The following is a 13,824-nucleotide window of genomic DNA, read 5'->3' as shown; positions in this document are numbered from 1 at the left end:
CGGCGTGTCGTCGCCAAGGATTCACTCTCGATGCGAGGACGCCTCGGAAACGCCGCTATGCCGTCAGCAGCGGTGCCATCCAGGTCAGCTCGGCGGGTAGTTGCGCGCTCCAGAACGATGCGTCGTGCCCGCCCGGCGAGAAGCCGCCCGCCGGCGGATTGGGCAACTGCGCCACGAACTGCTTGGTAGCTGCGTAGAACGGATCGCTGTTGCCGCAGTCCACCCGGATCGGAATCGACGCCAGCGCAGGCATTCCGAATACCGAATTGGCCGACCAGTCGTCGGCGCCGTCGAAGGCGCCCGGCGCGGTCGCCCCCGGCGAGAGCCACAGTGCCGGGCTCACTGCGCAGATCGCCGCGGTACGCCCCGGTCCGAGCCGGCCGCCGAGCAGCAGCGCGCCATAGCCTCCCATCGACCAGCCCAGGAACGCCACGCGTGAGGTATCCAACCCTTGCTTGTCCAGCATCGGGATGAGTTCGTTCAACACCATGGCGCCCGAGTCTTCGCCGGAAGCCCTTTTGTGCCAATAACTTCCGCCGCCGTCGACCGCGACCACCGCAAACGGTGGCAGGCCGGCGTCGACGGCTTGAGCCAGGCCCTGCTCGACCCCGCCGGCCATCACGGTGGCGGCGTCACTGCCCTTGCCGTGCAGCGCGATCACCGGTCGCAGGGCCTTGGTCTGGCCCGGCGGACGTGCGATCGCCCAGTTGGTCGTCACCCCGCCGCGCGCCGCTGACACGAACGAACCGGTCGCCATCGTCGGGGCGGCGACCGGCGCGGGCGCCGGTTCCAGTGGCGGCGGAACCAACGGAACGCCGCGGCCGGTCATCGGCGCCGGTGCGGCCACCGACGGCTGTGCCGGAAACAGCGTGCCCAACGCATAGGCACCGACGGCGCCGGCGATCGCGTTGGCCCCGAGGCGCAGCACCGCACGACGGCTCAGGTCCGGCATGCCGGACATCATAAAGTGCGCCGCTCCTCCTCATCGCTTCGCTCTGCATCGTCGTCGGCGCGATAAAGTGCGCCGCTCCTCGACGTCGGTGCGCTGCCAAGGGGGCGGTCGTTTGCCCGAAAGGGCAATGCTGCCCCTGCCTGCCTGGCAGCATGTCAAGCGTGACGGCAGCAGTCACTCCTAAGGGGGAACGCCGGCGGTACGCGCTGATCAGCGCAGCCGCCGAGCTGCTGTGCGAAGGCGGCTTTGAAGCGGTGCGCCACCGGGCTGTCGCGCAACGGGCGGGTCTGCCACTGGCGTCGACCACCTACTACTTCTCCTGCCTCGACGACCTGATCGCCAGTGCGGTCTCGCACGTCGGGATGTTGGAGGTGGCCCAGTTGCGGGCCCGGGTGGCGAGCCTGTCCCGGCGTCGCCGCGGCCCGGAGACCACCGCCGACGTCCTCGTCGATCTGCTCGTGGGCGACGAAACCGGCCCGCGGCTGATCGAACAGCTGATCTCGCGCTACGAGCGCTACATCGCCTGCGCCCGGCTCCCGGCGCTGCGCGATATCCAGCGTCGAAACCTGCGTCAACGCGTCGACGCCGTCGCGGACGCCATCGAACGGTCGGGACGATTGGTGCGACTCGAGCTGGTGTCGGCGTTGATTTGTGCCGTCGACGGCGCTGTGGTCTCCGCCCTGGTTGACGACCAGCAGGACCCGCGGGCTGCCGCCAGGGCGACCGTAATGGACGTCATCGATGTCTTGGCGCCGTTCGAACTTCGGCCAGTGCAGATCTGACCCTGCACCGGTTACGGTGGCCGGCCGGTTTCCGGGAGGCGCCGCGGATGTGCCTGCGGCTTTCGGGCGCCAGCCGCACTTGCGCCGCGTGATGGGGCCGCCGCAGCTGCTGTTCTTCATCCTGGGTGACATCTTGGGTGCCGGCGTGTATGCGCTGATCGGCGATGTGGCGGCCGAAGTCGGTGGGGCAGCGTGGGTTCCGTTTCTGCTGGCATTCTTGATCGCCGCCGTGACTGCCTTGAGCTATCTGGAGTTGGTGACCAAATATCCGCAGGCCGCGGGCGCGGCGCTGTATGCGCAGAAGGCGTTCGGCAATCAGTTCGTGACGTTTCTGGTGGCCTTTGTCGTGATGTGCGCGGGAATTACGTCCGCATCGATGGCATCGCGGTTTTTCGCCGCCAACTTTGTTGTCGCATTCCATATCGGCTGGGGTTCGGTGGGTGTCGTTGTGGTCGCGTTGCTGTTCATGGCGGCGCTGGCCGCGGTGAACCTGCGTGGCGTGGGAGAAAGCGTCAAGCTCAACGTCGTGTTGGCCAGCATCGAAATCACCGGGCTGGTTCTGGTGATCCTCGTCGGGCTGTGGGCGTTCGGTGCGGGCCAGCACGTCGACTTCGCGCGGGTGGTCGCGTTCGACACCGCCACCGACAAGAACGTGTTTCTGGCCGTCACGACCGCGACCTCGTTGGCGTTTTTCGCCATGACGGGCTTCGAGGACTCGGTCAACATGGCCGAAGAAATCAAGAACCCGGTGCGGACTTTCCCGAAGGTCCTGCTGTCCGCGCTGAGCATCGCCGGCATCGTCTACATCGTCGTGGCGATCATCTCCGTGGCGTTGGTGCCGGTCGGGGAGCTGAAAGTTAGCGATACTCCGTTGATCGATGTCGTCGGTATCGGGGCGCCGGGGCTGCCGATCAAAACCATCCTGCCGTTCATCTCGATGATTGCGGTGTCCAACACTGCGCTGATCAGCATGCTCATGGCCAGCCGGTTGATCTACGGGATGTCGCGGCAGCAGGTTTTGCCCCCCGTGCTGGGCGTCGTGAGCCCGACCAAGCGGGCGCCGTGGGTGGCGATCCTGTTCACCACGGCGATCGCCTTCGCGCTGATCCTCTATGTCACCGCGGTCGCCAACACCGACGCGATCGAGGTCCTCGGCGGCACTACGTCGCTGCTGTTGCTGGCGGTGTTCGCGACGGTCAATGTCGCGGTGCTGGTGTTGCGCCGCGATGTCCGCCGAAATCGGCGCCACTTCAAGACGCCGACGGCGTTGCCAGTCATCGGATTTGCGGCCTCGCTATATCTGGTGACGCCGCTGTCCGGTCGGGAAGGCCAGGAGTACCTGCTGGCCGGCATCTTGGTCATGAGCGGGGTCGTGCTGTCGCTGCTCACCGTTGTCGTCAAGCGTCAGTTCGGCATTCGCGATGCGGGCATCACCGACGCCGCGCACCTGGCCGACGCGCCGGATTAAGGCTGGATCACGACAGCGAATCCCAGAACCGGGCAAGCGCCGCCGCGCCGCGCGCCGGATCCTGAACCATCCACCAGTGCCCCAGCCCGTCGAGCACCTCGGTGCGGGCACCCGCACGGTCCGCCGACCGCCGCCGCAGGTCGTCGGAACCGACGTACGGGTCATCGGTGGCCAGCAGTGACAGGCCCGGCCGGGCAGCGGCGGCTTCCAGCCCGCGCCCCGCCTCGGCCATCGCCGGCTGGCGCGCCGAACGGTACAACAGCAGGATCGCCCGACCCATCTGTTCATCCTGGGCGGCCGCTATCGAGCTGGCGATGTCGCCCGGTATGCCGAGCGCGTCGAGTTGGTCGATCCGTTCCTGCACAGTGCTGCCGAGCATGGTGTCGACCAGCTTTTCTCCCTCGTCCGCGGTCTGCCACACCTGGGCCAGGTCATGCCAGACGTAATCGGGATCGAAGAGCCCGACGACATCGCTGGCCCAGCTGCGCACCAGCTCGGGCCGGTGCATCACCAGATTCACCACATGACCGCCACCCCAGTCGTGACCGACCAGATCGACCGGTTCGTCGAATTCGGCCAGCTGTTCTTCAAGCCAGTCCCGGTACGTCAGGTACGTGGCGGGAAAGCCGTCGGGCAGCGGAGCGCCGAACCCGGGCGGCGACAGGCACACCACGTCGTCGCGGCCTAGGGCATCGATCAGCGGGCCCCAGATTGCCGGGGTCTCCGGGTTGCCATGCACCAGAACAACACTCATAGCGGCAATTCTGCATCGACAAGTTGACGTTGTGTATCGCGTTGCCGGCGGCGCAGATTGGCGGCAGCTACCCGGTAGACGAACCCAGGGTTCAACAGCTTGATCGGTGGGTCGACGAGGGCGTTGACCTTGAAGAACTGGGCACCTACTGCCCGGTCGGTCTCGCAGGCAGCCAGTATCCGATCAGCAAGTCGATTACCGACCCGCATCGACAGCGTTCGGCGTCCCTCCACCTCTGGAAACGCCAGGTCGGAACCGGCCGCCAACATCCAGGCCAGGCCAATCGCTTTCGCCGCGGCGCGGAAATATCGCCGAGGCAAGTCGGTGGGGCCGCGGCGTAAACAGTCCCGAAGCGCGATCGCATCCAACGCCGAGACCGTCATGCCCTGCCCGTATATCGGGTTGAAGCTGCAGATGGCGTCACCGCACACCAGCAGACCGGCGGGCCAGCGCCGCATCTTGTCGTAGCGTCGCCACTGGCTCGACGGCATCCGGTGGCGGGCCACCTCGCCGATCGGTTCACCGGCCCGCACCGCCGCCAACAGGTGCTCGGGTGTGTACTCAGCGGCGAACGACAGCATGCCCGCCAGGTCGCGAGGCGGCTCTTTCCCGGACATCCCGAAGACCGTGAAGATCCAGGTGTCGTGCTCGTAGCCGGTCAGGAACATCCCGGTCGGCCGGCCCGGCGTGGGGCTGATATTGACCAGCATCTCGCGGAGCGTGCCCGGCGGGATTCGCAGCAACTGGCTGACGTAGGTCGTCCGCATGACGATGTGCTCCTCGACTGGGCGGTCGTAGCCCAGGCTTTTCAGGAAACCCGGCGTATGGCCGCCGCGGCCCATGGCGTCCACGACGAGGTCTGCGGTCAACTCCCGTGCGGTGTCGTTGTCGCGGTCGATCACCCGCGCGCCGGTGATTTGGGTGTGATCCGCCGTCGACGTCAACCCGGTGACCTCATGGCCGGCCAGGATTGTCACGCCTTGGGTCGCCTGCAGCCGCCGCCGGACATGACATTCCAGAAACGGCCTGCTGGCCAGGTACATCGCCTGGGTTTTCGGATCGATGGGCAGCACCCCGGTCCGGGCCAGCTCGTGGCCGCCGAACGACGCGTAGAACCTGGTGAGATCCCCGTCGTTCCACACTGGGGCGCCGTCGGTGACCAGCTCGTCGAGCAGCCCCGGGAACAGCTCGTCGAGAATCTGCGCGCCGCGCGCCAGCAGGGCGTGAACGTGGCGTCCCTGCGGCACCCCTCGTCTGTTGGCGGGGTCGTCCGGCAACACGTCTCGCTCGACTACCGTCACCGTGCGGTAAAAATCCGAAAGCACCCTGGCGGCGAGCAAACCGCCCATGCTCGCCCCGAGTACGACCGCATGTTCACCCAGTTTCGGCATGTGCGCAGTCTGCGGCCCGTGCGGCGGGCCGGCCTAGGGTAGTGCGCTACTCCAATTACGGGTGCCGGTTACCGGCCAGCACACGCAGGGCAGCCAACTCGAGTTGTGCTTCCTCGAGCAGGGCGGTGACCCGCGCGAGCCGCTGTTCCATGTCGGGGTCGGGCGTGCGCTCCGGCGCCGCGAGTTCGGGTGGAAGCGACGGCGTGACGATGTAGCCCGTCGTGAAATCGCCGTAGATCGTCACGTCCTCGGGGCGCTGATACCAGTACAGCGCGATGTAGGCACACACGACGGCGTCGACGGCGTCCTCGGCCCCGTCCAGCTGTACCGGCCGCGTTGCCGCGGTCACCCGGTTGCGCAGCTCGACCCAGGCGACGTGATGGTTGACCCGCAGTCGCGGCGTCGCGACGTCCAGCCCTTCGATCAGCGTCATCAGCTGCAGCAAATAGCGCTGACGACTATCGAAGGCGCCTCGCTTGTACTTCAGCGTCCGATCCAGGCCGAAAAGCACCACGGTCGCCGGGTGCGGGTATACCTCGATGGCTCGCCGGCTCGCCTGGGTGCGCGGGTCCATATCGAGGGCGAGCCCGTCGGCCAGCCTTGCGCCGCGGGGGCCTCGGGCGAACTCGGGCCTGCGGGTGTACGCCGGCCGTGCACCCGCTTCGAACTTCTGGAAATCGCGGTTGAGCGCTTTCTCACACGGGCGGTGGCCGGCCGGGTTCTTCACGATCAGCGGCGCATCGATGGCGACCAAGCACTCGTCGCCGACGTAGGGCGACAGCGCGTTCTGGATGCTGGCGTCGTCCTGCGCCACCCCGACATGCAGAAGCCGGCCGTCGGCGTCGACGACGGCAACGCCGCTCTGGTTGATTTCCCCCCAGGCAAGGTCGACACCGACGAAGTACATCCGCTCAGCTTGCCGCATTGCGACCGTAAGCTGTGACGTTGTGAACATCCCGAATGTGCTGGCCGCCCGGTATGCCAGCGCCGAGATGGTGTCGATCTGGTCGCCGGAGGCCAAGGTTGTCGCCGAGCGGAGGCTGTGGCTGGCGGTGCTGCGTGCCCAGACGGAGCTGGGCGTGCCGGTCCCCGAACAGGCGCTCGCCAACTACGAACGGGCGCTCGACGACGTCGACCTGGCCTCAATCGCGGCTCGCGAGCGGGTGACCCGCCACGATGTCAAAGCCCGCATCGAGGAGTTCAACGCGCTAGCCGGCCATGAACACGTGCACAAAGGCATGACCAGCCGCGACCTGACCGAGAACGTCGAGCAACTTCAGATCCGCCGGTCGATGGAACTCGTGTTCTGCCATGGCGTCGCGGTGGTGGCGCGGCTGGCCGAGCGGGCGGTGGCGTACCGCGATTTGGTGATGGCCGGACGCAGCCACAACGTCGCCGCCCAGGCGACCACATTGGGCAAACGGTTCGCCTCGGCCGCACAGGAGACATTGCTGGCGTTGACGAGGCTGCGCGAGCTGATCGACCGCTACCCGCTACGCGGCATCAAGGGTCCGATGGGCACCGCCCAGGACATGCTCGACCTGCTCGGCGACCGAGCGAAACTGGCCGCACTCGAACAGCGCATCGCCGAATACCTCGGATTCACAACGGTGTTGAGCAGCGTCGGCCAGGTGTATCCGCGGTCGTTGGACCACGAAGTGGTCTCGGCGCTGGTACAGCTCGGCGCAGGCCCGTCGTCACTGGCGCACACCATCCGGTTGATGGCCGGGCACGATCTGGTCACCGAGGGCTTTGCGCCGGGGCAGGTCGGGTCCTCGGCGATGCCACACAAAATGAACACCCGCAGTTGTGAACGGGTCAACGGCCTGCAAGTGGTGCTGCGCGGCTACGCCTCGATGGCCGCCGAACTCGCCGGCGCGCAGTGGAACGAGGGTGACGTGTTCTGCTCGGTGGTGCGCCGAGTGGCGTTGTCGGACAGCTTCTTCGCCGTCGATGGGCAGATCGAGACACTGCTGACCGTGCTCGACGAGTTCGGCGCATACCCAGCGGTGATCGGCCGGGAGCTGGACCGCTACCTTCCGTTTCTGGCCACCACCAAGGTGCTGATCGCGGCGGTGCGCGCCGGAATGGGACGGGAAGCCGCGCACGAGGCGATCCGCGAGCACGCGGTTGCGGCTGCGCTGGCGATGCGGGAAGGCGCCGACCCCGATCTGCTCGCCCGGCTGGCGGCAGATCCACGGTTGCCGCTGGACCGCGCCGCGATCGACGCCGCGCTGGCCGACAAACAGGCGTTCACCGGCGCCGCCGGCGATCAGGTCGACGCAGTGGTCGCAGCGGTGGAGGCACTCGTCGCGCGCTACCCGGAGGCGGCCAAGTACACGCCCGGTGCAATCCTGTGACTTTCGCCGGCGCCCTCTCGGGAATCGACTTCACCGATCTGGACAACTTCGCGAACGGCTTTCCGCACGAAATGTTCGCTGTCCATCGGCGAGAAGCGCCAGTGTACTGGCATGAGCCCACCGAGCACACCCCTGACGGTGAGGGCTTTTGGTCGGTGGCGGCTTACCCGGAAACGCTTGCCGTGCTGCGTGCTCCAGAGACGTTCTCGTCGGTGACCGGTGGGAAGCGGCCGTTCGGCGGCACACTATTGCAGGACCTGGCCATCGCGGGCCAGGTGCTCAACATGATGGATGATCCGCGACATTCGCATGTTCGGCGACTGGTCAGCTCCGGTCTGACGCCCCGGATGATCCGTCGCGTCGAGGATGACCTGCGCGGCCGGGCGCGCCGGTTGCTGGACGCGGTGGTACCGGGAGAGCCGTTCGACTTCGTGGTGGACATCGCTGCCGAACTGCCCATGCAGATGATCTGCATTTTGCTGGGAGTGCCTGAGTCCGACCGGCATTGGCTCTTCGAGGCGATCGAGCCGCAGTTCGACTTCGGCGGTGCTCGCAAGGCGTCCCTTTCGCAACTCTCGGTCGAGGAGGCCGGGTCGCGGATGTACACCTACGGGCAGGAGTTGATCGCCGCGAAGCGCGCCCAGCCAACCGACGACATGTTGTCGGTGGTGGCAAACGCGGAGTTGGACGAGTCTGAAGGGGGGCCGGCTTTGTCGGACCTCGAAGTGTATTTGTTCTTCAGTCTGCTGTTCAGTGCGGGCGCAGAGACGACGCGCAATGCGGTCGCCGGTGGGCTGCTGGCGCTGGCCGATCATCCGGACCAATTGGAGGCACTGCGTGCGGATTTGGGCATGCTGCCGACGGCGGTGGAGGAGATAATTCGGTGGACGTCACCGTCGCCGTCCAAACGACGCACCGCCACCTGCGATGTCGTGCTCGGCGGACAGTCGATCTCGGCCGGTCAGAAAGTTCAGATCTGGGAGGGTTCGGCTAACCGCGACGCCGCCGTATTCGACCACGCCGACGAATTTGACATCACGCGTAAACCCAACCCCCACTTAGGCTTTGGTCAGGGTGTGCACTATTGTCTGGGAACCAATTTGGCCCGGCTGGAATTGCGAGTGTTGTTCGAGGAACTGATGACGCGCTTCGACGGCGTGCAGCTCGTCGCACCCGTCGAATGGACTCGTAGCAACCGCCATACCGGCATCCGCCACTTGGTGGTGAAACTACTCGGTGCTGGGTGAGAATTCGACTCAGTGCCGTCACGCTGACGCCGGACGTCTTCTCGGCGGTGATGGCTACTGGGATCTTGTCTATCGCCGCACGCAACCATCACTACCCGTGGGTCAGCGGAACATTGGGCATCCTCGCGTCGCTCGGCCTGTTGGTACTCGTCATGCTGGTGGTCATCGGCGTCGTCGCCAAACGCCAACTCGTACCGTGGGATCTGCGCGATCCGGATATCACGCTGCGATTGTTCACGTTCGTCGCGGCGTGTGCGGTGTTGGACTCCCGGGTGGTGTCCCATCCGATTGTGGTGCGGGTACTCGGCGCGATCGCCTCGGTGTCGTGGCTGGTGTTGATCGTGCTCACCGCGCGGAATATGACCGGGCAAGGCTGGGCAGCCCTACGCGACCGAGTACACGGCGCGTGGGAGCTGGCCAGCGTCGGGTCGTCCGGGTTGGCGATTGTCGCCGCTCAGGCGGCTTATCACACCGGCGACGGCTGGTGGTTGATGGTTGCCCTACCGATTTGGCTGGTGGCGATCGCCATCTACTGCTTGATGACCTGCCTGATGCTTTGGCGCGCAGTTGCCGAGCGACAGGACCGCGACGGGTTCGAGCCCGACACCTGGATCCTGATGGGCGGCTTGGCGATCGCGACGCTGGCCGGTGACTACATCCATCAGCAGGCCCCGCATTGGCTGGCCGGCGGTGTCCGCACGGTCACGGTGGTGACCTGGGTGGCGGCCACCCTGTGGATACCACCGCTGATCTATTTCGGTTTGCATCGCATCAGTCAGCGTCCGGAGGTCCTGCAATTCACCGGGGTGTGGTGGACGCTGGTATTTCCACTGGGCATGTACTCCGCCGCCACTGACGCAATGGCAGTCGAGTTACAGCTGCGGGCTCTGCACACAGTTTCGTTGGTGTTCTTCTGGAATGCATTCGGCGTCTGGTGGATCGTCGTCGTCGCCGGATTGCTGCGAATCGGCAGCGCGTCCAGAGCTAGCGAACCCTGACCCCTGCCGACCGCAGCTCAAGAGCAGCCAGGCCGCGAATGGCCGCGGGATCCTCGCGCCGCCACGCGCCGACCGGATCGGCGCTGACGGCGCTGAGCCTGCGCAGCGGCCGATTCGCCAATGCCCGCAACGCGAGGAGCTGTTCGCCGGCGGGTGTGGCAGCCAGTACGCTCACCGTCCATTTGCGACGGAAAAACCGCAACCGCAACACCAGCCAAGGCATCACCACTGCGAAAATCGGTGGCGCCGCCACTGCGAGCGCCAGAACGACGGCCAACCAGGTGGCGGTGGTGTCCAGGTTGTGTCCGGCGGCGGCAATGTCCAGGGCCGGCTTGCTGGCTGCGGTGAGCGGCTTGCTGAGGGCGTCTCCGATGAGCGGAACGCGGTCGGCGTTATGGCCTGCTGACGACAGGTTGCCGGCGACTCCGCGTGCGCCATCTTCGACCTGCCGTCCCACCTCGGCGATCGTCGACACCGCACTGTGCACGGCCAAGCCGACGAATACCCATACGGCAGTCCACACAACGACGACAGCATCGCTGAACAACTGCCCCAGCAGTCGCGCAGGCGTGGTGGCGTAAGGTACGAACCTCGATTTCATAGCCCTGATCCCAGCACAGCAGCAGTGATCAGCTGCCCGATAATCGCGCGCCGGCGTAGTGCGCCCGGCTTCGCCGTGCTTGCGATCGCCGCTTGATCTGATGATGGCGACCCGCTGCGCCCGGCTCCGCCGCGCTTGCGATCGCCGCTTGATCTGATGATGGCGACCCGCTGCGCCCGGCTCCGCCGCGCTTGCGATCGCCATTAAGCTGACCCGATGCGTCCCGCCCTGTCCGACTACCGGCATCTGGCCAGCGGCAAAGTCCGTGAGCTTTACCGCATCGACGCCGAGCACCTGTTGTTCGTCGCGACCGACCGGATTTCGGCGTTCGACTACGTGCTCGACAGCACGATTCCGGACAAGGGTCGCATCCTGACCGCAATGAGCGTGTTCTTCTTCGATTTCGTCGAGGCGCCCAATCACCTGGCCGGCCCGCCGGACGATCCGCGGATTCCCGACGAGGTTCTCGGCCGCGCTTTGGTGGTGCGCGAGTTGACGATGCTTCCGGTGGAGTGTGTGGCCCGCGGTTACTTGACCGGCTCGGGCTTGCTGGATTACCAGGCCAGCGGCAGCCTCTGCGGTATCCCGCTGCCACCGGGTCTGGTGGAGGCCAGCAAGTTTCCCACGCCGTTGTTCACCCCGGCGACCAAGGCCGAGCTGGGCCAGCATGACGAGAACATCTCGTTCGCGCGGATGACCGAGATGGTGGGTGCGGTGCGGGCCAACCAACTGCGCGACCGTACGCTGCAGACCTATGTGCAGGCTGCCGACCACGCCCTGACGAAGGGAATCATCATCGCCGACACTAAATTCGAGTTCGGTATCGACAATCAGGGCGACCTGGTGCTCGCCGACGAGGTTTTCACTCCGGATTCGTCACGTTACTGGCCGGCTGGCGACTACCGGCCCGGGCTGGTGCAGACCAGCTTTGACAAGCAGTTCGTCCGCAACTGGCTCACCGGTCCCGAGTCCGGCTGGGACCGTACGGGCTCGCAGCCACCGCCGCCGCTACCGGACGATATCATCGAAGCCACGCGCGACCGCTACGTCGATGCCTACCAACGGATTTCCGGACTGCGGTTCGACGACTGGATCGGGCCGGGAGCGTGACCGCTACGCCGGCGCCGCCGGTCGCCAACCGGGTCGAGAGTCGACGGGAATTCCACGGCGACGTGTTCGTCGATCCATACGAATGGCTGCGTGACAAGGCCAATCCAGACGTGATTTCTTACCTGGAGGCGGAGAACGACTACGCCGACCAGTCGACCGCCCAGCTGGAACCATTGCGGCAGCGCATTTTCGACGAGATCAAGGCACGTACCAAGGAGACCGACCTGTCGGTGCCTACCCGGCGTGGCCAGTGGTGGTATTACGCCCGCAGCTTCGAAGGCAAGCAATACGGCGTGCACTGCCGTTGCCCGGTCACCGATCCGGACGACTGGACGCCGCCCGTGTTCGACGAGCACACCGAAATTTCTGGCGAGCAGATATTGCTCGACGAGAACGTCGAGGCCGACGGCCACGACTTCTTCGCGTTGGGTGCCGCCAGTGTCAGCCCCGACGGCAACGTCCTGGCGTATTCCGTCGATATCGTCGGCGACGAGCGCTATACCCTGCGATTCAAAGATTTACGAACAGGCGAGCGGTATTCCGACGAGATTGTCGAAATCGGCGCAGGAGCGACTTGGGCGACCGATAACCGCACCGTGTACTACGTCACCGTGGATGCGGCCTGGCGTCCGGACACGGTGTGGCGGCATCGAATCGGGTCGGGCCTGCCCGCCGCTAAGGTCTATCACGAAGCGGACGAACGGTTCTGGCTGGCGGTGGGCCGCACCCGCAGCGATGCCTACGTGTTGATTGCCGCCGGATCGGCGATCACATCGGAGGTCCGCTACGCCGACGCCGCCGATCCTCAGGCCGAATTCGTTACCGTATGGCCGCGCCGGGACGGCGTCGAATACTCGGTGGAGCACGCCGTCGTCGGTGGTGAGGATCGGTTTTTGATCCTGCACAACGAAGACGCGGTGAACTTCACGCTCGTCGAGACACCGGTCAGCGATCCAGCAGCGAAGCGCACGCTCATCGGCCACCGGGATGACGTCCGACTCGACGCCGTGGATGCCCTGGAACGCCATTTGGTGCTCAGCTACCGACGCGAGGCGCTGCCGCGGGTCCAGTTGTGGCCCATCGGCGACGACGGCGTTTATGGCCGTCCCGAAGAAATTTCGTTCGACTCGGAGCTGATGTCATCAGGTCTTGGGCCCAACCCGGCCTGGAATTCGCCGAAGCTGCGTATCGGTGCCGGATCGTTTGTCACGCCGGTGCAGATCTACGACCTCGACCTGGCCACCGGAGAGCGCACATTGCTGCGCGAACAACCCGTGCTTGGCGACTTCCGGCGCGAGGATTACGTCGAACGACGCGATTGGGCACTGGCGGACGACGGCACCCGAATTCCGGTGTCGATCGTGCACCGGACCGACATCGAATTCCCTTCTGCGACAGTGTTGTACGGGTATGGCGCCTACGAGATCTGTCAAGATCCGCAGTTTGGGATCGCGCGGCTGTCCCTCCTGGACCGGGGCATGGTGTTCGCCGTCGCCCATGTCCGCGGCGGCGGTGAAATGGGCCGGCTGTGGTACGAACACGGCAAGCTACTGCAAAAGAAGAATACCTTCACCGATTTCGTTGCGGTGGCCAGACATCTGGTTGACTCCGGGCTGACTCAACCGCAGAGCCTGGTGGCAATGGGCGGCAGCGCAGGTGGACTGCTGATGGGCGCGGTGGCAAATCAGGAACCGGATCTGTTCGCCGGCATCCTGGCAGTGGTGCCTTTCGTCGACCCGCTGACGACCATGTTGGACCCGTCGTTGCCGTTGACCGTCACCGAGTGGGACGAATGGGGAAACCCGTTGCAGGACAAAGCCGTCTACTCCTATATGAAGGCCTACTCGCCCTACGAGAACGTCGATAAAAAGCAGTATCCGGCCATCCTCGCCATGACTTCGCTGAACGACACCCGAGTCTATTACGTGGAGCCGGCGAAATGGGTTGCGGCGTTGCGGCACGCCAAGTCCGACGGCAATCCGGTGTTGCTGAAAACTCAGATGAACGCCGGCCACGGCGGTATCAGCGGCCGTTACGAGCGGTGGAAGGAAGTCGCATTCCAGTACGCCTGGCTGCTGGCTGCCGCAGATCATGACCACTATGGCGGCGGCCAGGTAGACGACCTGCTCAGCGGTGCGCACGGGTAGACGCGTGCGACGCG

12 protein-coding genes are annotated in these 13,824 nt (G+C 65.6%); 7 read left to right on the top strand and 5 right to left on the bottom strand.

All coding sequences use genetic code 11. The annotated features are described in order from the left end of the window. Positions 1-55 precede the first annotated feature (55 nt). Positions 56-964: an alpha/beta hydrolase-fold protein gene (locus AC5Y42_RS06820; RefSeq protein ID WP_499896733.1), complete on the bottom strand. Its 909-nt coding sequence runs from the start codon at positions 962-964 to the stop codon at positions 56-58. Between the two features lie 140 nt (positions 965-1,104). Between AC5Y42_RS06820 and AC5Y42_RS06815 the strand changes: the two genes are divergently transcribed. Both AC5Y42_RS06815 and AC5Y42_RS06810 read left to right on the top strand, forming a co-directional pair. Further along, positions 1,105-1,734 carry a TetR/AcrR family transcriptional regulator gene (locus tag AC5Y42_RS06815; protein ID WP_499896732.1) on the top strand — a complete coding sequence of 210 codons (630 nt, stop codon included), beginning with the start codon at positions 1,105-1,107 and terminating at the stop codon, positions 1,732-1,734. Between the two features lie 91 nt (positions 1,735-1,825). After that, positions 1,826-3,202, top strand: a complete 1,377-nt coding sequence (locus AC5Y42_RS06810; RefSeq protein WP_499896812.1) for an APC family permease — start codon at positions 1,826-1,828, stop codon at positions 3,200-3,202. Between the two features lie 7 nt (positions 3,203-3,209). Here AC5Y42_RS06810 and AC5Y42_RS06805 read toward each other — a convergent pair whose 3' ends face one another. The 3 genes from AC5Y42_RS06805 to AC5Y42_RS06795 are packed head-to-tail and all read right to left on the bottom strand — an operon-like array spanning position 3,210 to position 6,272. Continuing rightward, entirely contained in the window at positions 3,210-3,956 is a 747-nt protein-coding gene (locus AC5Y42_RS06805) for an alpha/beta fold hydrolase (protein WP_499896731.1), read from the bottom strand. Then, positions 3,953-5,347 carry an FAD-dependent oxidoreductase gene (locus AC5Y42_RS06800; protein WP_499896729.1) on the bottom strand — a complete coding sequence of 465 codons (1,395 nt, stop codon included), beginning with the start codon at positions 5,345-5,347 and terminating at the stop codon, positions 3,953-3,955. Before AC5Y42_RS06800 ends, AC5Y42_RS06805 begins: the two co-directional genes overlap by 4 nt. A 55-nt stretch (positions 5,348-5,402) precedes the next feature. Further along, a complete protein-coding gene (locus AC5Y42_RS06795) occupies positions 5,403-6,272 on the bottom strand; it encodes a DUF429 domain-containing protein (protein WP_499896728.1) in 870 nt (289 codons plus the stop codon). 22 nt (positions 6,273-6,294) lie between these two features. Between AC5Y42_RS06795 and purB the strand changes: the two genes are divergently transcribed. Genes purB through AC5Y42_RS06780 form a run of 3 tightly spaced genes read left to right on the top strand, consistent with a single transcriptional unit; the run spans position 6,295 to position 9,952 of the window. Beyond that, positions 6,295-7,707, top strand: a complete 1,413-nt coding sequence (gene purB / locus AC5Y42_RS06790) for an adenylosuccinate lyase (RefSeq protein ID WP_499896727.1) — start codon at positions 6,295-6,297, stop codon at positions 7,705-7,707. Next, entirely contained in the window at positions 7,704-8,954 is a 1,251-nt protein-coding gene (locus AC5Y42_RS06785; protein WP_499896726.1) for a cytochrome P450, read from the top strand. The genes purB and AC5Y42_RS06785 overlap by 4 nt, the downstream gene beginning before the upstream one ends. Next, positions 8,951-9,952 carry a tellurite resistance/C4-dicarboxylate transporter family protein gene (locus AC5Y42_RS06780; protein WP_499896725.1) on the top strand — a complete coding sequence of 334 codons (1,002 nt, stop codon included), beginning with the start codon at positions 8,951-8,953 and terminating at the stop codon, positions 9,950-9,952. The genes AC5Y42_RS06785 and AC5Y42_RS06780 overlap by 4 nt, the downstream gene beginning before the upstream one ends. Here AC5Y42_RS06780 and AC5Y42_RS06775 read toward each other — a convergent pair. Then, complete coding sequence (locus tag AC5Y42_RS06775) at positions 9,939-10,553, bottom strand: hypothetical protein (protein WP_499896724.1); 615 nt, start codon at positions 10,551-10,553, stop codon at positions 9,939-9,941. The genes AC5Y42_RS06780 and AC5Y42_RS06775 overlap by 14 nt on opposite strands. 216 nt (positions 10,554-10,769) lie before the next feature. Here AC5Y42_RS06775 and AC5Y42_RS06770 point away from each other — a divergent pair, with 216 nt between their 5' ends. Together AC5Y42_RS06770 and AC5Y42_RS06765 are read left to right on the top strand one after the other, a co-directional pair. After that, a complete protein-coding gene (locus AC5Y42_RS06770; protein ID WP_499896722.1) occupies positions 10,770-11,663 on the top strand; it encodes a phosphoribosylaminoimidazolesuccinocarboxamide synthase in 894 nt (297 codons plus the stop codon). Continuing rightward, positions 11,660-13,810, top strand: a complete 2,151-nt coding sequence (locus AC5Y42_RS06765; protein WP_499896720.1) for a S9 family peptidase — start codon at positions 11,660-11,662, stop codon at positions 13,808-13,810. The genes AC5Y42_RS06770 and AC5Y42_RS06765 overlap by 4 nt, the downstream gene beginning before the upstream one ends. The last annotated feature ends 14 nt before the right edge of the window (positions 13,811-13,824 follow it).

This window comes from Mycobacterium sp. NGS48 (genome assembly GCF_059812585.1).
Note: the sequence above shows the minus strand (reverse complement) of the source record. Positions and strands in the feature narration are given on the sequence as shown.

Coding starts and splice junctions, on each gene's coding strand:
- AC5Y42_RS06795 (WP_499896728.1), bottom strand. CDS start 6,272: ATGCGGCAAGCTGAGCGGATGTACTTCGTCGGTGTCGACCTTGCCTGG.
- AC5Y42_RS06805 (WP_499896731.1), bottom strand. CDS start 3,956: ATGAGTGTTGTTCTGGTGCATGGCAACCCGGAGACCCCGGCAATCTGG.
- AC5Y42_RS06800 (WP_499896729.1), bottom strand. CDS start 5,347: ATGCCGAAACTGGGTGAACATGCGGTCGTACTCGGGGCGAGCATGGGC.
- AC5Y42_RS06820 (WP_499896733.1), bottom strand. CDS start 964: ATGATGTCCGGCATGCCGGACCTGAGCCGTCGTGCGGTGCTGCGCCTC.
- AC5Y42_RS06810 (WP_499896812.1), top strand. CDS start 1,826: ATGGGGCCGCCGCAGCTGCTGTTCTTCATCCTGGGTGACATCTTGGGT.
- AC5Y42_RS06815 (WP_499896732.1), top strand. CDS start 1,105: ATGTCAAGCGTGACGGCAGCAGTCACTCCTAAGGGGGAACGCCGGCGG.
- AC5Y42_RS06775 (WP_499896724.1), bottom strand. CDS start 10,553: ATGAAATCGAGGTTCGTACCTTACGCCACCACGCCTGCGCGACTGCTG.
- AC5Y42_RS06770 (WP_499896722.1), top strand. CDS start 10,770: ATGCGTCCCGCCCTGTCCGACTACCGGCATCTGGCCAGCGGCAAAGTC.